This window comes from Nonomuraea sp. NPDC005692 (assembly GCF_040631115.1).
Lineage (GTDB): Bacteria > Actinomycetota > Actinomycetes > Streptosporangiales > Streptosporangiaceae > Nonomuraea.
The window spans coordinates 14,107-32,610 of the sequence record NZ_JBEXYU010000021.1 but is presented as its reverse complement, the minus strand read 5'-3'; the positions used below and the strand labels follow the sequence as shown (position 1 = coordinate 32,610).

17 protein-coding genes are annotated in these 18,504 nt (G+C 74.3%); 11 read left to right on the top strand and 6 right to left on the bottom strand.

Going from position 1 to position 18,504, the window contains the following annotated elements; all coding sequences use genetic code 11:
- Positions 1–45: 45 nt before the first annotated feature.
- Positions 46–4,605 (top strand): CHAT domain-containing protein, encoded by a 4,560-nt coding sequence (locus ABZ459_RS33515; RefSeq protein WP_357978992.1) that lies wholly within the window; start codon positions 46–48, stop codon positions 4,603–4,605.
- Between the two features lie 29 nt (positions 4,606–4,634).
- Here the strand turns inward: ABZ459_RS33515 and ABZ459_RS33510 are convergent, their stop codons facing one another.
- From ABZ459_RS33510 to ABZ459_RS33500, 3 genes are all read right to left on the bottom strand, one after another.
- On the bottom strand, positions 4,635–5,546 hold the full coding sequence (locus ABZ459_RS33510) for a hypothetical protein (protein ID WP_357978990.1): 912 nt from the start codon (positions 5,544–5,546) through the stop codon (positions 4,635–4,637).
- Positions 5,543–6,361 carry a hypothetical protein gene (locus tag ABZ459_RS33505; RefSeq protein WP_357978988.1) on the bottom strand — a complete coding sequence of 273 codons (819 nt, stop codon included), beginning with the start codon at positions 6,359–6,361 and terminating at the stop codon, positions 5,543–5,545. The genes ABZ459_RS33510 and ABZ459_RS33505 overlap by 4 nt, the downstream gene beginning before the upstream one ends.
- A gap of 159 nt (positions 6,362–6,520) precedes the next feature.
- Positions 6,521–7,384, bottom strand: coding sequence for a hypothetical protein (locus ABZ459_RS33500; RefSeq protein ID WP_357978986.1), 864 nt, complete (start codon positions 7,382–7,384; stop codon positions 6,521–6,523).
- A 221-nt stretch (positions 7,385–7,605) separates the two neighbouring features.
- Between ABZ459_RS33500 and ABZ459_RS33495 the strand changes: the two genes are divergently transcribed.
- Entirely contained in the window at positions 7,606–9,147 is a 1,542-nt protein-coding gene (locus ABZ459_RS33495; protein WP_357978984.1) for a phosphodiester glycosidase family protein, read from the top strand.
- A 63-nt stretch (positions 9,148–9,210) separates the two neighbouring features.
- Here the strand turns inward: ABZ459_RS33495 and ABZ459_RS33490 are convergent, their stop codons facing one another.
- Both ABZ459_RS33490 and ABZ459_RS33485 read right to left on the bottom strand, forming a co-directional pair.
- Positions 9,211–10,134 carry an endonuclease/exonuclease/phosphatase family protein gene (locus ABZ459_RS33490; RefSeq protein ID WP_357978982.1) on the bottom strand — a complete coding sequence of 308 codons (924 nt, stop codon included), beginning with the start codon at positions 10,132–10,134 and terminating at the stop codon, positions 9,211–9,213.
- A gap of 79 nt (positions 10,135–10,213) precedes the next feature.
- Positions 10,214–10,789, bottom strand: coding sequence for a TetR family transcriptional regulator (locus tag ABZ459_RS33485; RefSeq protein WP_357978980.1), 576 nt, complete (start codon positions 10,787–10,789; stop codon positions 10,214–10,216).
- A gap of 63 nt (positions 10,790–10,852) precedes the next feature.
- Between ABZ459_RS33485 and ABZ459_RS33480 the strand changes: the two genes are divergently transcribed.
- Both ABZ459_RS33480 and ABZ459_RS33475 read left to right on the top strand, forming a co-directional pair.
- Positions 10,853–11,806 (top strand): SDR family NAD(P)-dependent oxidoreductase, encoded by a 954-nt coding sequence (locus ABZ459_RS33480; protein WP_357978978.1) that lies wholly within the window; start codon positions 10,853–10,855, stop codon positions 11,804–11,806.
- Positions 11,807–11,946: 140 nt separating this feature from the next.
- Positions 11,947–12,345: a hypothetical protein gene (locus tag ABZ459_RS33475; protein ID WP_357978976.1), complete on the top strand. Its 399-nt coding sequence runs from the start codon at positions 11,947–11,949 to the stop codon at positions 12,343–12,345.
- Here the strand turns inward: ABZ459_RS33475 and ABZ459_RS33470 are convergent.
- Entirely contained in the window at positions 12,342–12,713 is a 372-nt protein-coding gene (locus ABZ459_RS33470; RefSeq protein ID WP_357978974.1) for a nuclear transport factor 2 family protein, read from the bottom strand. The genes ABZ459_RS33475 and ABZ459_RS33470 overlap by 4 nt on opposite strands.
- Positions 12,714–12,783: 70 nt before the next feature.
- Between ABZ459_RS33470 and ABZ459_RS33465 the strand changes: the two genes are divergently transcribed.
- The 7 genes from ABZ459_RS33465 (at position 12,784) to ABZ459_RS33435 (ending at position 18,461) form a co-directional block, all read left to right on the top strand.
- Positions 12,784–14,157, top strand: a complete 1,374-nt coding sequence (locus ABZ459_RS33465) for a LysR substrate-binding domain-containing protein (protein WP_357978972.1) — start codon at positions 12,784–12,786, stop codon at positions 14,155–14,157.
- Positions 14,158–14,204: 47 nt separating this feature from the next.
- Entirely contained in the window at positions 14,205–14,843 is a 639-nt protein-coding gene (locus ABZ459_RS33460; RefSeq protein WP_357978970.1) for a TetR family transcriptional regulator, read from the top strand.
- Between the two features lie 12 nt (positions 14,844–14,855).
- Positions 14,856–15,140, top strand: a complete 285-nt coding sequence (locus ABZ459_RS33455) for a DUF6204 family protein (RefSeq protein ID WP_357978968.1) — start codon at positions 14,856–14,858, stop codon at positions 15,138–15,140.
- Between the two features lie 27 nt (positions 15,141–15,167).
- Positions 15,168–15,728 carry an XRE family transcriptional regulator gene (locus ABZ459_RS33450; RefSeq protein ID WP_357978966.1) on the top strand — a complete coding sequence of 187 codons (561 nt, stop codon included), beginning with the start codon at positions 15,168–15,170 and terminating at the stop codon, positions 15,726–15,728.
- A 28-nt stretch (positions 15,729–15,756) separates the two neighbouring features.
- Positions 15,757–16,317 carry a GNAT family N-acetyltransferase gene (locus ABZ459_RS33445; RefSeq protein ID WP_357978964.1) on the top strand — a complete coding sequence of 187 codons (561 nt, stop codon included), beginning with the start codon at positions 15,757–15,759 and terminating at the stop codon, positions 16,315–16,317.
- Between the two features lie 32 nt (positions 16,318–16,349).
- The gene (locus ABZ459_RS33440; RefSeq protein WP_357978962.1) at positions 16,350–17,648 is read left to right on the top strand and encodes an alpha-amylase family protein; all 1,299 of its coding nucleotides are present in this window, start codon (positions 16,350–16,352) and stop codon (positions 17,646–17,648) included.
- Positions 17,649–17,822: 174 nt separating this feature from the next.
- On the top strand, positions 17,823–18,461 hold the full coding sequence (locus tag ABZ459_RS33435; protein WP_357978960.1) for a DNA/RNA non-specific endonuclease: 639 nt from the start codon (positions 17,823–17,825) through the stop codon (positions 18,459–18,461).
- Positions 18,462–18,504: the final 43 nt, after the last annotated feature.

Sequence of the window (18,504 nt, the reverse complement as noted above, 5' to 3'; positions counted from 1 at the left end):
GCCCTCTCCGGTATCCCGAGATTCCTCCGGCCGCTCTGAGCGGACATGGAACCCGACCCGGACGAGCTGCTGGCCCGCTTCGAACGCGAGGACGACCTCGAAGCCCTCGACCAGGCGGTGGACCTGTACGCCCGGCAGGGCGGCACGCCGTACGGCAGGGCGTTGCTGATGCGCCACGGCCGCACCGGCGCCCGGGACGACCTGGACCAGGCCGTCGCCGCCTGCCTGACCGCGCTGGAGAATCCTCCCGCGGATGCGCGGGAACGACTCACGGGCCTGATCGCCGCGGCTGACGCGCTGGTCGCGAAGTGGGACCTCACCGCCGCCCCGGCCGACATCGACGCCGCGATCGTCCGGTACCGGCAGGCGGCCGACCTCGCGCCCGGCTCCGCCGCGGCGCTGTCGAAGCTGGGGCTGACCGTCGCCAGACGCCGCATGATGGGCGGGGGAGAGCCCGGCGACCTCGCCGACGCGCTGGAGCTGTGCCGCCGGGCGGTCGCCCTGGGCCGTCCCGACGGAGACTCCGACCTGGACCGGGCGGCGGATCTGAACAGGCTGTCGGTGGTGCTGAGCGTGCGGGCGACGGAGGCCGGGGAGCCGGAGCTCGCCCGGACGGCGATCGCGACCATGGACGAGGCGATCGCGCTCCTGCCCCACACAGGGCTGCACCGCCGGCGGTACGAGATCGGCCGGTTGACGATCGTCGGCAACCACTACGCCATGCTGGAACGCCCCGAGGACCTCGACGACCTGCTCACCGGCTGGGCCGCCCTGGCGGACGACCTGCCCGCGGACCTGCCCGCCCGCCGCTTCGCCGTGCTCCAGCACGGTTTGGCGCTGTATGCCCGGTTCGGCGCCACCCGGCTGCCCGCCGACCGGGACGCCGCGATCACCGTCCTGCGCCGGGCCCTCGGCGACCCGCGCCCGGGGTTGCCCGCGCTCGACCGGTTCGCGGACCAGGTGCTGCGCAACCTGCTGTGGAGCCGCATCTCCCAGGGGGCGCGTCTGGAGGACGTCGACGAGCTCGCCGCCCGCGTCCGCGCCCTCCTGCGGGACCGGCCCGACGACCAGGAACTGCGCGAGGAGTTGCAGGCGACGAGCACCGCCCGTTTCTCCGTCACCGGCGACCAGGCCGACCTGGGCTCGGGCGAGGACCTGCAGGACGAGGTGAGCCGGGCCACGGCCAGGGTCATGAGGGCGATCACCGCCGATCCGGACGAGCTGGAGGCGGCCATCGCCCAGGCCGACCGGGCCCTGACCACGCCCGGTCACGACGAGGACCGGCTCCACCTGCTGCGCTTCACCCTCACCGGAGCCCTGTACGCCCGCTACGCGGCGCGCGGCGACCGCCGGGACCTCGACCGCTCCGCGGACATGCTCGCCGACCTGACCCGGACCGACCTTCCGGTCACCGGCCACCTGAAGGTGCAGCTGGCTCTCGTCCGGTGCGCCGTCCACGACCTGACCGGCGAGCGGGCCGTCCTCGACGACGCGCTCGGCCTCGTCGCGGAGGCGGACGCGCTCATCCCGTCCGGCCACGACGACCGCAGGCTCGTCGAGCACGTCCGGGGCATGACGATGTCGCGCCTGCACCGCCAGGACGGCGATCCGGCCCACCTGAAGGCGGCCGTGGACGCGTACCGGGCGGCGCTCGACGCGACGCCCGCGAACCATCCCAACCGCAGCGTGCTCGAGTCGGAGCTCAGCATCGTGCTGCAGGACGGCGCCGCCCACTCCGCCGGCGCCGGCGCCGACGCCGCCCTCGACCTGGCCCGCCGGGCCGCACGCTCGGCGCCGCCCGGCGAGCGGCGCTTCAACGCGCAACTGGCGCTGGGCCGGGCGCTGGCCCAGAACTCCCGGCTCGCCGCCGACCCCGGCACGCTCGACGAGGCGATCTCCGCCCTGCGCCGGGCCCTGCCCGAGTTGCCGGACGGGCACCCCAACCGGGCCTTCGCCCTGAACGTGCTGTCGCAGGCCCTCACCGCGCGGGCCGAGTCGACCGGGTCCCCGGCCGCCCTGGACGCGGCGATCGCGGCGGGCGAGGAGGCGCTGCGCCTGCCGGTGCGCGGATCCGTCCGGGCGAACGCCATGCTCAACCTGGCCGAGGCGTGGCGCATCCGCGCCCAGCGCACCGGCGACCGCGCCGACGTCGAGTCGGCCGCGCGGACCCTCACGCAGGCGCTCGACGAGCTGCCCGAGGGCCACCCGCAACGGCCGCCCTGCCAGACCCAGCTGGCCATCGTGCTGTCGCAGCGGTACACGATGCTCGGCGAGGTCGCCGACCTCGACAGGTCCGTCGACCTCGCCCGCTCCGCGCTGGCCGCGCTGCCGTCACGCTCTCCGCTCACGGGCCCCGCGCTCCAGGCGCTCAGCGGCGGCCTGTGGAAGCGGGCCGACCACCGCGGCGACAGGGGGGACCTCGACGAGGCGGCCGAGACGATCGAACGGGCCCTGGCCGCTCCCACCGCCGACCTGACGCAACGGGCGCCGATGTTGTACCACAAGGCGGGCGTGCTGCGCCGCCGCGCCGACGTGCGCGGCCGGCCCGGCGACCTCGACGAGGCGATCGCGGCCGGCCGCGAGGCCCTGGCGATGCTCCCACCCGGCCACGCCTTCCGGCCCGTCCTCACCAAGGGCCTGTCGCTGCTGTACGTCAGCCGCTACGACGACCACCCCGGCGACCTGGAGGAGATCGTCCGCCTGGGCCGGGAAGGGCTGGCCGCCACGTCCAGGGACGACCCGTCGTGGGCCGGTCAGCAGCACGTGGTGGGCCACGGCCGGCTGCTGCGCTTCTGGCGTACGGACCGGATGCGCGACCTGCGCGCCGCCATCCGGCACCTGGAGGCGTCGGTGGACGCGACCCCGCCCGACGACCCCCTGCTGGCCGCCCGCGCCTCCCAGCTCGGCCTGGCCCTGAACGAGAGGTACGAACGCCGCCGCCGCAGCCGCGACCGCGACCGCGCCATGGCCGCCTTCCGGCTCTCCGCCGGCGTCACCTCGCAGGACTCCCTGGCCCGGCTGGAGAACACCCGCATGTACGCCGGCTACAACCTGCACCACGGCCACCCGGTCGAGGCCCTGGAGCAGTACCGGGTGTGCGTGCAGGAGCTGCTGCCGCTCGCGGCCTGGCGCGGGCTCGACCGGGGCTCGCAGGAGTACCAGCTCAGGCAGGCGGCGGGGCTGGCCACGGAGGCGGCCGCCGCGGCACTGGTCGCGGGAGCGCCGAGGGCCGCCGTCCAGCTGCTCGAACAGGGACGCAGCGTGTTGTGGGCCCAGCTGCTCCAGACCAGGAGCGACCGGAGCGAGCTGCGTGCCCGTCATCCCGGGCTCGCCGCCGAGTTCGACGAGGTGAGCGCCGTCCTGGACAGGCCGTCGGCCGGCGAGTCACTGCGACCCGACGAACTCGGCTTGATCGGACGTCCCGACCGGCGGCTCGAAGCCGACCTGCGGCGCCGGGCGACGGCCCGCTTCACCGAGCTGGGCGACCGGATCAGGGAGCTGCCGGGCTTCGGGTCGTTCCTCCGGCCACCTGACTTCACGGCCCTGCGTGCGGCCGCCGACCGCGGTCCCGTCGTCCTGGTCAACGTGGACCGGCGGCGCTGCGACGCGTTGCTCCTCACCTCCGGCGGGCTGCGCGTGCTGCCGCTGCCGCGGCTGAGCCGTGAGGAGGCCGCCGGGCGGGCTCGGGAGTTCCGCCGCACGCTCGGAGCGGCGCACGGCGGCATGGCGGCGCGCATCTCCGCCGCCCAGACCGTGCTGGCCACCCTGGAATGGTTGTGGGACGCCGTCACCGGCCCCGTGCTGCACGAGCTCGACCTGCCCGCGGCCTCGGACGGAGACCCGCCCAGGCTCTGGTGGTGCCCCACCGGGCCGCTGGCGGGCCTGCCGTTGCACGCCGCCGGACGGCACCGTGACGGCGGCCCGTGGGCGGGCGACCACGTCGTGTCCTCCTACACGCCGACCCTTCAGGCTCTGCTCCGCGCCAGGGCCATGCCGTCGGCGCCGCCGTCCGCGCCGGTCCTGGTGGCCGCGCTGGCCGCCACCTCGCGTCCTGACCGGCAGTACGCGAACCTGCCCCAGGTCCCCGCCGAGGTACGGGCCATCCGCGCCGCCCTGGGCCCACGGGCGGTCGTGATCGAGGACTCGGCCGCCACCCGGCGCGCCGTGCTCGACGCCATCCCCGCCTACCGGCGGGTCCACTTCGCCTGCCACGGCGACCAGGACGACGCCGCCCCCTCCGCCAGCCGCCTGGCGCTGCACGACGCCGACCTGACCGTGCTCGACCTGACCACGGTCGGCGTGGACGGGGGCGATCTGGCCTTCCTGTCGGCCTGCGAGACCGCGCAGGGCGACGCCGCGCTCACCGACGAGGCCATCCACCTGGCCGCGGCGTTCCAGCTCGCGGGCTACCGCAACGTGATCGGTACCCTGTGGTCGATGTACGACGCCTCGGCCGCCGAGGTGGCCGCGGACGTGTACGCCGTCCTCGCCGCGGGCGCCGCCGACCCCGCGGTGGCGCTGCACCGGGCCGTCACCCGGCTGCGCGGCACCGCCCGCTTCGGCAGCCCGATGTTCTGGGCGCCGTACGTGCATATCGGCGTGTGACCGCGACCGGCGGTCGGCCAGGGGGGCGGTCAGGGCGGGCAGTCGGGGGGCATCCGGAACACGCCGAACTCCAGGCGCAGCGAGTCGTCGGCGGGCAGGGCGATGGCCCGTGCCGACAGGTCGGACATCCAGCAGGCGGGCAGGAGGAAGTACCGCTGGTTGGAGTTGATCAGCAGGCGCAGGCCGGTGTAGCGGAAGCGGTACATCGCGCCGGGGTCGGGCAGGGCGGTCTCGGTGATGCCCGGCCCCTGCAGGTTCAGGCGCCGGGCCGCGTAGACCACCGTGCTCGGCAGCCTGCGCATGTCGGCCAGCGTCCGGTCGGCCTCCCGCTCCCCGCGTGACTGCGCGAAGAGGGTGATCCCCCACAGCAGCAGGAACAGCAGGAGCGCCGTGCAGAGCGTGCGCCGGACGAGCTGGTCGGCGGCGGAGGGCGTGAGAGCCGGATCGAGCCGCTGCCGCAGGGAGGAGCCGTAGACCAGCAGGAAGACGCCCAGGCCCAGGCAGAGGGGCATGGCGTAGGGCGGCAGCGGCCGCCATCCGGCCAGGCTCGCGATGCCCGCCGCAGCCCCTGCCACCCCGAGGACGGCCATGACCCTGACCGCCCACCTGGCGAAGGCACGATGCCGCTGGGCGGACCGGGTCAGCCACGCGTGCGCCGGCTGCGCGACCAGGGCCGTCACCAGCACGAGGATCAGCGGCTCGGCCGCCAGCGTGACGCTGCGCAGCGCGTAGTCCTGCAGGGACAGGCCCAGCATGCTCTGGTCCACGCCGAGGCGGGCGTACATGGTGTTGGTACGGACCGCCCCGAAGTACACCATGATGGCGGCGATGAAGGTGGTCGGCGTCACCACGTGGGCGAGGATCCGCCACAGGCGGGACACGTCCTGGCCGGTGCCGCCGACGTCGTCCGGGGGTTCGGCGGCGGGCGGTGGGGCGGTCACGAGGGGCCCGGCGCCGGGCCGGTCTCCTCCGGCGGCGGCTCGGAGTGGTCGCCGGGCGGCTCGGTCCCGCCGCCGGTGTCCGGGGGCTCGCCGGGCGGCTCGGTGCCGGGCTCTCCGGAGGACGGCTCGCCCGGCTCCGACGGCTGCGAGGGCCCGGACGTGAGCTCGGACGACGGCTCGGACGACGGCTGCGTGGAGCCGGGCGAGGCGGTGAGCGTCGCGCACTCCGGCAGGGTCCCGGTGCCGGACACCACCGCGCACGCGTTCCTGAGGTAGCCGTCCGGGACCTGGCCGCCCTCCCGCTTGATGCGGGCGATGACCTGCCGGACCCTGTCGCGATCGCCCAGCGCGGCGGCGCTCTCCAGTTCCGCCTGGTCGATCATGGCGAACAACGGCGCGCGCATCTGCGGGGGAATCTTCTTCCGGTGACGGTTCGCGGCGTCGGCCCGCTTGATCGACTCGTCCCATTTCCCGCTGTTCGCCTTGATCACCGCGCCGCAGGCGTTGGCCACCGCCTTCTGGCTGTCGGAGCTGCCGGGGTCGGCGGCCACCTCGTCGATCTTCTGCGCCGCCGGTCCGGCGAAGTCCCGGTCCTGGAGGATCTTCTGGCAGTCCAGGCCCACCTGCGCGGTGGGGTCGGGGAGGTCGCCGGCGTCGTCGGGGACGATCGGGGCGTCCGGCGTGATGACGGGCCGGGCCTGCCTGGGCACGCCGGGCCCGGCCTCGCCCGCCCCGGAGCCGTCCGGACCGCCGTCGCCGCAACCGCCGGTCAGCGCCACGGCGGCGAGCAGCGCCACGGCCGCCCGCCAGGACATCCCCACCGTTCCCCCGAATGCTCCACGACCTATCGGAAACAGGTCATACCGCCGCCAGGGGGACGCCACTCCCGGACGACCCGAAGCTGGGGAATCCTTTGTCCTGCGGGATCGGCGCGGTAGGCGGCCGGGCCGGTGGTTCCGGCCCGGCCGGGTGCGTCAGCCGGGCGGCACCGCGCCGTTCTTGGAGACGGGCACGGCGAGCTGCGAGGCGCCGGTGAGCCGCAGCTCCTCGGCGGGCAGGTTCGCCAGCACCGGGTTCAGGTGCTTCAGCGTCAGCGACACGATGGGGGTCGCCGGGCTGACGACGTCGAACTTCTCCAGGTCGACCCAGCGGACGAGGGCGAACACGTCCGCGGGGATCTGGTCGCCGCTCTTCTGCACCGGGACGCAGAGCTGACGGGCGGCGGCCACCTGCACGGTCCTGGGCGGGATCTGGTTGACCAGGACGGGGTTGAGCTGGGTGAGGTTCAGCGCCTTGTTCATCGACGGGTTCGGCGTGTGCGCGTAGCACAGCAGGTCGATGTGCGAGACGACGTTGAGGACGTCCGGCGGCGGGACGACGCCGTTCTTGCTGACCGGCACGCACAGCTGCTGGGGCGAGACCAGCGTGACGCTGAGGCCCGGCAGGCCCTGCAGGACGGGGTTGAGGTGACGCAGCGACAGGGGCAGGCTGATCTGCGGGCCGGTCACCCGGTAGCAGGACAGGTCGACGTACCTGATGAAGTTGAGCACGGTCGCCGGCGGGATGACGTTGTTCTTGGCCACCGGCACGCAGAGCTGCTCACGCGGGCCGAGCGTGACCTGCACGGGCGGCTGGTTGGCGAGCACCGGGTTGATGTGCCGCAGCGACAGCGCGACGGCCGGCGGCTGGTACGTCGTGGTCTTGAAGCAGTCGAGGTCGAGGTTCGACACGAACTCCTTGGCCGTCGGCAGCGCCATGGCCCCGGCGGGGGTCGCGACGAGGAAGGCGGCGGCGAACACGGCCAGACCAGCGGATAAGAGACGTCTTACCGCGGTCAAGGCGTGACGGTGGGGGGCGGGTCTTCCGTTCATCCATCCTCCTGGGCGGTGATGTGCCTTGACTGTGCGCCCGCGCGACCTGGCCGACAAGGTGGGTGGCCGCTGTTTGACAGGCGCCTGTCAGCAGGCCCCGCGGCGTTCATGTGATCTTCGGGTGGCGGCTCCGGGGGCGTCCCGTCCAGGGCGGGTGCGCGTCACCCGGCTGCGGTGGAGTGGCGCGCATGTACCGCAAAGCTCTCCCCGCTCTCATGGCGGTCGCGTCGCTGCTGGTCACGTCCCCGGCCACGGCGGCCACCGGGACCACGGCGTCCCCGGACACCGTGGACGTGGCCCCCGGCGTGACGCTGACGCAGCTCACGCTCGGCGCGAAGAACGACGACGACTTCTGGACCGTGCACGTCTACCTGCCCGCCACGATCGACGGCCCGCTGAACCGGGCGGCCACGGCGCTGGGCCCACGGGAGATCGCCGACCGGGTCGCCGCGACGTTGCGCGAGAAGGGTTTCGAGCCCCGCGTCGAGCAGGTGGACCTGCCCGCCTTCGCCGACCGGCCGGCGGGCGTGCTCGGCTGGGTCGTGCGCGTCGGCCGGTACGCGACCGCCACCGACGCCGCCGCCGGCCTGGCCCGCATCAAGGCGGCCGGCCTGACCGGCGGCACCCGCTACACCGCCCAGGACGGCACCGACGCCGGGGCGCCGCAGCGCGTCCACGTGCTGCGCGTGGACTTCCGCCGCTTCCGCGGCACGGTGGACACCGACTTCGGCCCCACGCTGAGCGGCATGGAGACGCTGACCGACCTCATGGCCTCGACCGGCGCCGTGGCGGGCGTCAACGCCCAGTGGTTCCTCAACAGCTCGCCCACCGGCCTGTACGTCAAGGACGGCAGGCTGATCGGCAGCGCCACCCAGGGACGCGGCGGCATCAGGATCACGCAGGGCGGCCGCCGGCTGGAGGCCGACGCCTACACCGCCCACGTGACGCTGCGCGCGGGCCGCGACACCATCGAGATCGACGGCGTGAACCGCCTGCCCGGCGAGATCTGGAACTGCGGCGGCGTCGGCGGCGACCTGCCCACCGAGAAGCCTCAGCACGACTTCAAGTGCACCGACCCCAGCGAACTGGTGCGGTTCACCCCCGAGTGGGGCACCCCGCCGTCCGGCGCGGGCGCCGAGGTCGTTCTGGACGCCCGCGGCAGGGTGCTGGCGGTGAACGGCACGCGCGGCGCGGCCGTGCCGGCGGGCGGCTCGACCGTCCAGGCGATCGGCGACAGCGCCGACTGGCTGCTCGCGCACGCCGCCGTGGGGGCCAGGCTGACCGTCACCGAGCGGGTCGAGGACAGCCGGGGCCGCCGCGTCCCGCTCACCCCGGACACCACCATCCTGCAGGTCGGCCCGACGCTCGTCCGGGACGGGCGGGTGTCGGTCGACGCCGCCGCCGACGGCGTCATCCGCGACGGCGCCGACCAGACGTTCACCTACAACTGGACCGTCCGCGCCAACCCGCGCTCGATGGTCGGGCTGGACGACCGTGGCCGCCTGCTGCTGGTGGTCGTCGACGGCCGCCAGGACGGCTACAGCGAGGGCCTCGGCATCGCCCGGGCCGCCGAGCTGATGCGGGGCCTGGGCGCGGTGGAGGCCATGAACCTCGACGGCGGCGGCTCCAGCGTGATGGCGACGGCGCGGAGCGGCATCGTCAACCGTCCCTCCGACGCCACCGGGCAGCGCGCGCTGGGCAACGTGCTGCTGGTCCGGCCGGGTCGGTGAGCGTCCGCCGGCCGGACAGGCCGTGGCCCGTCCCGTACTCCCCGGGGTGGGCCACGGCCGTTCTCACGACAGGGTGACGGTCCCGACCAGCACCCGGTGGTCGGAGCACAGGCCGCCCGGGTTGCCGGTGCACGTGGTCGCGGGGGCGAGCGAGTCGGCCGAGTAGGCGCCGCTGATCCGGTCGTCCCTGGCGAAGATCATGTCGAGCTTCGTCCCCGAGCCGCAGGGGCCCTTGCCGTCCGGCGTGCTGACGGTCAGCTCGCCGTAGCCGGGGCAGTTGCCCGTGTCGGCGTCGTCGAGCTCGTGGTAGCGGCCGGTGTTGCCGCGGTTGTTGGGGGTGTTCACGGTGGGGGAGTAGTAGCCGTTCAGGCGGGCGGCGTCGGGCGGGAGGTTGAAGTCGCCCGCGACGACCACGGTGTCACCGGCCGCGTGGTACGCCTCCAGCCTGGTCAGCACGGCGTCGAGCTGGGCGGCGCGGTAGGCGTCCACGTACGTGGTGTGCGTGACGCAGAACCGCAGGGCGGGGCGGGACTGCAGGGGGGCGCAGATCATCTTCCGCTGCTCGGTCTTGCCGTCGTCGGGCAGGGTGATCCGCTCGGCGGCCCCCAGTGGCTGCTTGCTGAACAGGGCGTTGCCGTACTCGCCACCGCCGCACGGCCCGCCCGTCCGGGCGGGGTAGGTGGCGACGAACCGGGCGAAGTTGCCCTGGTCAGCGGGCCAGCCGGCCTCCCGCAGGCCGGTGACCAGCGCCTGGTACTGGCTCGCGCACAGCTCGTTGAACGAGACGAGGGTCGCGCCCCGCGCCACGATCGAGCCCACGGCGGCCCGGACCATGCCGTTGCCGGTCGAGCCGTGGTTCAGCGTGTTGCCGGCCGCGTTCCAGTGCCAGACGGTGACGGGCGTGGCGGCTCGGGCCGCGCCGGGCACGGCCGAGACGGCCAGAACCGACGAGACGATCACGGCGGCCAGGCGCCTGGGAAACCACACGGGCTCGCTCCCCGAAGTAGATGATCAGTGACGTACAGCGGACCAGAGCCGGGTCCGCCGCGTCAACGCCCCGCCGGCGTCAGCCGCGCTCGGGCCAGCCGGACTCCAGGAGGTCGAAGACGGCGTCGAGGGCGGCGCGCGGGTCGGGCTCGGCGCCGGCCAGCTCGGGGATCTCCAGCACGTAGCGGGCCAGCGCGCGCACGGTCATGTCGGCGGGGTCGCGCCCGGTCTCGGCCGCGATCGCCTCGGCCAGCGGGCCCTCGGCGGCGATCCAGAGCCGGCGCGAGTACTCCCGCAGGGCGGGCGTGCCCACGATCAGGTCGCGTTTGCGCCGCTGCTCGGGCGGCAGGTCGCCGGCGAACGGCCCCCGCTCGGCCAGGCAGCGCCGCAGGGCCGCCAGCACGCTCTGCCCGGCAGGCCGCTCGCGGACCGCGGCGGCCAGCCAGACGTGCCGCTCGTCGCCGTCGTCGAAGATCAGCGCGTCTTTGCCGTCGGGCACGTGCGCGAACAAGGTGGCGATGGAGACGTCGGCCTCGTCGGCGACCCGGGCGACGGTGACGCCGTCGTAGCCGTGCTCGGCGAACAGCCGCACCGCGGCCTCGGCCAGGGCCTTGCGGGTCTGCGCCTTCTTGCGTTCGCGGCGTCCTGTCGTCATGCTCCCATCGTAGCAAAAACTAGAATGATTCTGAATTCATAGTGACTACAGAAACGAGCTTCCGTGTCCTCCCACACCGCGCCCTGGGACGTCAGGCGCCTGCCGTCCGCCCGGGGCAGGCACTTCCTGGTCACCGGCGGCAATGCCGGCATCGGCTACTTCGTGGCCGAGCAGCTCGCCGGCACCGGCGCCACCGTGATCCTGGGCAGCCGCGACCCCGCCAGGGCGGAGACCGCCGCGCTCTCCATCCGCAGCCGGGTCCCCGGTGCTTGCGTCCGGCACGTGCCGCTCGACCTGGCCGATCTCGCCTCGGTCGAGGCCGTCGTCGCGGCGCTGCGGCTGCCGAGCCTGGACGCCGTCGTGTGCAACGCCGGCGTGCTGCTCGACCACCCGCCGCGGCGCGAGACGAAGGACGGCCACGAGCTGATGTTCGCCACCAACCATCTCGGCCACTTCGCGCTGGTCGCGCACCTGGCGCCGCTGCTGGCCGCCGCCCCCGCCGCCCGCGTCGTGACCACCGGCAGCCTCACCGCCAGGTCCGAGACCCTGGACCTGGACGACCTGCAGAGCCTCGGCGACATCCGCCCCAAGCGGGTGTACGCGCGCTCGAAGCTGGCGCAGATGCTCTTCGGCTTCGAGCTGGACCGCCGCCTGCGCGCCGCGGGGGCCACCACGGCGAGCGTGGTCACCCATCCCGGCGGCGCGCTCGACTCCCTGACGCCCTCGCGGCCGGTCAGCCCGCGCACCGCCGGCGAGCGGCTGCGCGGCCTGCCCGCCGGGCTGCTGCTGCAGGGCAAGGAGGCCGCGGCGTGGCCGGCGGTGCGGGCCGTGCTGGATCCGTCCGTACGCGGGGGTGAGCTGTGGGGGCCCAGGGTGCTGGGGATGCGCGGCCTGCCGGCCCGCGAGCCGGTGCGCGGGCACATGGCCGACGCCGAGCTCGCGGCCCGTCTGTGGGCCGCGAGCACCGCCCTGACCGGGCTCGACCCCTTCGCGCCCGGCCGCACGCCTTCCGGGTGACCGGCGGGCCGTGGTGCTACGCTTCGACGATCGTGCCCGGACAAGGGCTCAACGACGGCTCAACACAGGCTCAACGCCCCGATCGCCATGCTCAGGGCAGTCCCACCCGTTCAAGGGCAAGGGCGGCCGGAGGAGATGCGATGACGGGCATCATGGACAAGGCCAGACCGGCTCTGGCCGGAGAGCTGGAGAGCCTGTGCGGCCGGTGGTCCGAGCGCACGGGGATCACCGTGGAGATCTGGGCGCTGCCCGCCGGTCCGGTGGCGGCGCCGTTGCGGCGGGCCGTGCTGGCGGTCGCGGAAGAGGCGCTGGGCAACGTCGAGGCCCACAGCGGCGCGAGCACCGCCTCGCTCGCCGTCACCGCCGGGGCCCAGGGCCTGCGCCTGACGATCAGCGACAACGGCCGCGGCTTCGCCGCCACGGCCCCGGGCGGCGGCGTCGGCCGGATGCGCGAGGCGTTCGCCGCGCTGGGCGGGCGCCTGTCGGTGCGCGGCGTGCCCGGTGAGGGCACGACCGTCAGCGGCACCGTCCCGGCCTAGGCCCGCTCGCCGGGGCTGACGAACTCGGGCTGGTCGAGCACGCGCAGCCAGCTCCCGTCGGGCTGGCGCCGCACGACCTGGGCGCGGGCGCCCGTGCCGTCCTTGGGCGGGGTCGAGGTGAGGGCGAGGTCGCCGCTGACCAGCGTCGGCAGCGGCTGCTCCGGCTCGAAGTGCGGGCGGCCGGCCAGCACCTTCTCCCACAACTCCTGGATGGCGGCCCGTCCGACGGTACGGCTGCCGGGCGGGTAGGCCAGTACGGCGTCCTCCTCGTAGAGCGCGGCGACGCCGGCCGCGTCGCCGGCGTTGGAACGCTCGACGAACAGGCGGGTGATGTCCTCGGGCTGCATGGCCTTCTTGTATGCGGTCATGGTGCCAGCCTGCCGACTGTCGGAGCAGAAGTCCAACAGATGCTTGCTATAGCCATTAGAATCTACGGTTATGGAACTGAGGCAGCTGGAGTACTTCGTCGCGGTGGCCGAGGAGCGCAGCTTCACCCGTGCGGCCGAGCGGGTGCACATCAGCCAGTCGGGCGTCAGCGCCCAGATCCGGCAGCTCGAACGCGAGCTCGGGGCCGAGCTGTTCGACCGCTCGGCCCGGGTGGCCACGCTCACCGTCGCGGGCAAGGCGGCGCTCGAGCACGCCCGCGCCGCGCTGGCCGCCGCCGGCGCGGTGGGCCAGGCGGTGGGCGAGGTGACCGACCTCATCCGCGGCACGCTGACGGTCGGCATGGTGCTCGGCTGCACGGTCACACCCCTGTTCGACGCGCTGGCCGCCTTCCGCCGGGCGCATCCGGGCGTGGAGCTGTCCCTGCTGGAGGACAACTCCGACAAGCTGGTCGAGGGCGTCCGCGGCGGCGCGCTCGACCTGGCGCTCATCGGCGTCGCGAACGCCGTCCCCGAGGGCTTGGAGGCGTTGACGATCGTCAACGAGCGGCTGGTCGCGGCCGTCCCGCCGGAGCACCCGCTGGCCGGGCGGGGGCGGATCGCCCTGCGTGACCTGCGCGAGCACCCGATCGTGTGCATGCCGCGCGGCACGGGGCTGCGGGCCGTGTTCGACGAGGCGTGCGCGGCCCAGGGGCTGCGGCCGCCGATCGCGCTGCAGGCCGGCGCCGCCGACGCCATCGCCGGCCTGGCCGTCCGCGGCCTCGGGGTGGCGATCCTCAGCGAGTCGATGGCCGCGCTCCACCGCGACCGGCTCACCGCGCTGCCCATCGACGACGTGCGGACACCCGCGCTGCTCGCCCTGGTCTGGCGGGAGGGCGGCGGCCCGGCGGTGCGGGCGCTGCTGCCGCACGCCCGCCGCGCGTTCGCCGGCGGTCCCGATGGCCGTCAGCCTCCCCTTGACACGGCGGTCCGTCAAGGGGAGGCTGACAGCATGACGACACGCAGCAGGAGACCCCGGGAGATGACACCCGTCGAGCAGCTGGCGACGAGGTGTTCGTTCTGCGGCACGCCACACGAGGAGGCCAGGAAGGTCGTCGCCGGGCCCGGCGTCTACATCTGCGACGCCTGCGTCGACCTGAGCCAACAGATCGTCCACGCCGAGCTCCGCAAGCCGCCGGCCAGCGACGCCGGGCGCGTCCACTGGGGCCCCGCCCCGGACGACAAGTACGTGACCGGCATGTCCGACGACGACGTGCTGGCCTCCCTGCCCCGCCAGGTGCTCACCCTTGAGCAGGCCGAGCGCGACCTGCGCGCCTGGGTGGCCATCCTGCGCGCCCGCAACGTGACGTGGGCCAGGATCGGCGAGGCCCTCGGCATCACCCGCCAGGCGGCGTGGGACCGGTTCGCGGCCGACGCCGAATCCCGATGACGGCCCCAAAACTGCAATCCACTTCAATTTTGCAGTAGAGTCCTGGCATGACCGAAGGGCTTCGCGAGCGCAAGAAGCGCAAGACCCGCCGGCACCTCTCCGACGTGGCGATCGGGCTGTTCGTCGACCGCGGCTTCGACCAGGTCACGATCGCCGAGATCGCCGCGGCGGCGGAGGTGTCGGTGAACACGCTCTACAACTACTTCACCGCCAAGGAAGATCTCGTGCTGCCGCCCGAGGAGGCCTCGCCGCAGCGGCTCGCCGACATCGTGCGCGAGCGCGCGCCGGGCGTGTCGGCGGTGCGGGCGGTGCTGGCCCGCCTGCGCGAGGAGGTGCGCGGACGCGAGCGCAGCCTGGGGCTGACGGCCGGGTTCGGCCAGGTGCTGGAGATGATGCTGGCCGCTCCCACGCTGCGGGCGCGCCTGGAGGAGCTGGGCCGCCAGATGACCGACGCGCTCGCCGACGCGCTGGCCGCGGAGACGGGGGCCGAGCCGGGCGATCCGCTGCCGCGGGCCGTCGCCTGGCAGATCGGCTGCCTGCACTCGCTGGTCTACGCCGAGGTCGGCAGGCGGGTGGCCGCCGGGGAGGGGCCCGACGCCATCGCCGAGGCCGTGCTGGAGCTGCTGGACGTGACCGAGGGGCTGCTCGGCGAGCCGTTGCTGATCTATGCCGTACGGGAGGGCTGAGCGTTGTTCCGGGTGACCATCCGCGGGAAGTTCGACGGCATCGACGAGGAGGGACGGGCCGCGGTGCTGGCGGCGCACGACACGGCGTTCACCGAGGCGGGCACGTTCACCCACGACGGGACCGTGTCGGCGTTCACCTTCCGCTGCCAGGTGCCCGCCGGGCCGGACGACGGGGAGCACGACGCCACCGGGCGGGCGGTCGCGGCGCTGGAGGCGTACGGGGTGCCGTACCAGGTGCTGCAGGTCGCGGTAACCGACATGCGGGACATCAGGATCCGCAGGAAGGGTCGTCGCTGATCCCATATCTGGGATATGGTCCCGAATATGAGACACGAGCTGGACGAGCGGCTGGCCGGTCGGCTCGCCGAGTTGCGGGTCGAGCGCGACTGGTCGCTCGACGAGCTGGCGCGGCGGGCCGGGATCAGCCGTTCGACGTTGTCCCGGCTGGAGCGCGGTGAGATCAGCCCCACCGCCGCCCTGCTCAACAAGCTCTGCGCGGTCTACGGGCGCACGATGTCGCGCCTGCTGGCCGAGGTGGAGCCGGAGCCGGCGCAGGTGGTGCGGGCGGCGTCCCAGGCGGTGTGGCGGGACGAGAGCTCGGGCTTCGAGCGACGTTCGGTCTCGCCGCCGCATCCCGGGCTGCGCGGCGAGGTCGTCGAGGGGCGGCTGCGGCCGGGCGCGGACATCTCCTACGACGAGCCGCCGGTCCCCGGGCTCGAACAGCACGTCTGGGTGCTGGAAGGCGTCGTGGAGATCACCACCGACGGCCGCGCCCACCGGCTTGAGGCGGGCGACTGCCTGCGGTTCCGCCTGTGGGGGCGGTCGCGGTTCCGCTGCCCGGGGCCCTCGCCCGCCCGTTACGCCCTGCTCGTCGTCCTGCCCTGAGCGCAGCCCGGACAGAAGGAGCCCTCTCGTGCACACCGTCACCCGCATGTCCGCGCAGGAGTTCGCGGGCAGCGTCGAGGAGCTGGCCGTGCTGCTGGCCGACGCCGTCGACGGCGGCGCCTCGGTCGGCTTCCTCAAGCCGTTCGGCCCGGCCGAGGCGGCGGCCTGGTGGCGGGAGCAGGCGGCGGCGGTGGCCGAGGGCGGCATGGCGGTGTGGGGCTGCCGTGACGCCGACGGCTTCCTGGCCGGCACGGTCAGCCTGGTGCCGGCCCGCAAGCCCAATTCGTGGCACCGGGCCGAGCTGGTCAAGCTCCTGGTGCACCGTCAGGCGCGCGGGCGCGGCCTGTCCCGCCTCCTGCTGGCCGCCGCCGAGGACGGCGCCGTCGCGGCCGGGGCCGGCCTGCTGGTGCTGGACACCGAGACCGGCAGCGCCGCCGAGCACGTCTACCTCACCGGCGGCTGGACCCGCTACGGCGTCGTGCCCGGCTACGCCGGCGCCCCCGACGGAACGCTGCTCGACTGCAGCTTCTTCTACAAGCGCCTCACGGTCGAGCCCCCGGCGGGCGGCTCGCGGCGGGGGCCCGCCTAGAATGGGCTTCGGATCTTCATCGGGGGGTTGACGTGCCGTCCTGGGCAGAGCAGGCGATCTTCTGGCACGTCTACCCGCTGGGCTTCCTGGGCGCCGAGCGCGCCGCCGTGCCGCGGGTCACCCACCGGCTCGCGGGCCTGACGCCGTGGCTCGACCACGCCGCCGCGCTGGGCGCCGACGGGCTGCAGCTCGGCCCGATCTTCGCCGCCGAGACCCACGGCTACGACACCCTCGACCACTTCCGCGTCGATCCGCGCCTGGGCGACGACGGCGACTTCGACGCGCTGGTGTCGGCCGCCCACGAGCGCGGGCTGCGGGTGCTCCTCGACGGCGTCTTCAACCACGTGGGCCAGGGTTTCCCGCGCTTCCAGCAGGCGCTGCGCGAGGGGCCGGGCTCGGCGGCCGCGCGCTGGTTCCGGCTGCGCTGGCCCGCCGGCGGCGGCGCGCCCGCGCACGACGACTTCGAGGGGCACCAGTCGCTCGTCGCGCTCGATCACGCCGAACCGGCCGTCGCCGAGCACGTCGCGGCGGTGATGGCCCACTGGCTCGACCGCGGCGCCGACGGCTGGCGGCTGGACGCCGCCTACGCCGTGCCGCCGGAGTTCTGGGCGCGGGTGCTGCCCGAGGTGCGCCGCGGGCGGCCCGAGGCGTACGTGGTGGGGGAGGTCATCCACGGCGACTACGCCGCGTTCGTGGCCGAGACCGGCGTGGACGCGGTCACCCAGTACGAGCTGTGGAAGGCGATCTGGAGCTCGCTCAACGACCGCAACGCCTTCGAGCTGGCCTGGGCGCTCAAGCGCCACACCGCCTTCGCCGAGTCCTTCGTGCCGATGACGTTCGTCGGCAACCACGACGTCACCCGCCTGGCCAGCCGTCTTGCCGACGAGCGCCACCTGCCGCACGCCCTGGCCGTGCTGATGACGGTCGCCGGCACGCCCTCGCTGTACGCCGGCGACGAGTACGCCCTGCGCGGCGTCAAGGAGGAGCGCGAGGGCGGCGACGACGCCGTGCGCCCGACCTTCCCCGCCTCCCCGCTGGAGATGCCGCCGGCCGGCCTGCCGGTCCTCGACCTGCACCGGCGGCTCGTCGCGGTGCGCCGCCGCCACCGGTGGCTGCCCCGCGCCCACACCACCGACCTGGTCCTGTCCAACCAGCTCTACGCCTACGAGAGCCGCTCCGGCGGCGACGCGCTGGCCGTCGCGCTGAGTACCTCCGACGAGCCGTCGCAGGTCACGCTGCCCTTCTCCGGGAGCCTGGCCGCCGGCGACAGCGTCCTGGACGGCTCGCTGCTGACCCTGCCCCCGCACGGCTGGGCCGTGGTCGAACCCTGAACAGAGCGACCTACCTGTAATCACTACGAACAGTAGCGCTCTGGCAACGTTCCGCTACGAGTTCTTCGGGCATCAATATCGCGACAAAGCCGACGCGGTCGCCCATAGGGCGAAGCAGCCTGCCGAAGCGGGCCCGTCGTGCGTCCCCCGCGAGAGGAATGCCTTCTCATGCCCATGACCCGGCTCCCCCCTGTCCTGTGCGCCGCCGCGCTGGCGGCCGCCACCCTGACGGCCCCCGCGCTGGCGGCCGGCCCCAGCACGGACGCCGCCGCCTGCATCCGCAACCTGGCCAAGAACCACACCTACAAGGACGGCTCCCGCACCTACACCACCGACGGCGCCGGACGGCCCGCCCAGGCCCTGGCCCCCCGGCTGGCCAGGAAGGCGGCCGCGCGCAGCGGGTGCGAGGCCACCGTCGGCAACTGGGGCGGCAGCGGCGACTGGCAGGGCGGCCATCTCATCGCCTCCTCCTTCTCCGGCGCCAGCCTGCGCTACAACCTCGTCCCGATGCGCGGCAGGCAGATCAACCAGGGCCTGATGCTCCGCGTCGAGAACGGCGCCCGCGCCTGCCTGGAGGCCAAGGGCGGCGCGGTGGCCGACTACCGCGTCCAGGTGCACTACCCCGACGGCACGACGGTGATCCCCGACCGCATCCACGTCTCCATGGCGGCGACGATCTCCGGGGTGTCCCGGCGGGTCACGGTGACCTTCCCGAACACCACCCTGTCGGCCCGCGAGCTGGACTCCTGGCACACGAAGATCGCCAACGCGTTCCGGACGGCGCACTGCATGAGCGCCTCTGACAAGGCGTAGCCACCGGCGTTGTGGGAACCCTGCATGCGGGACGGACCCGTTC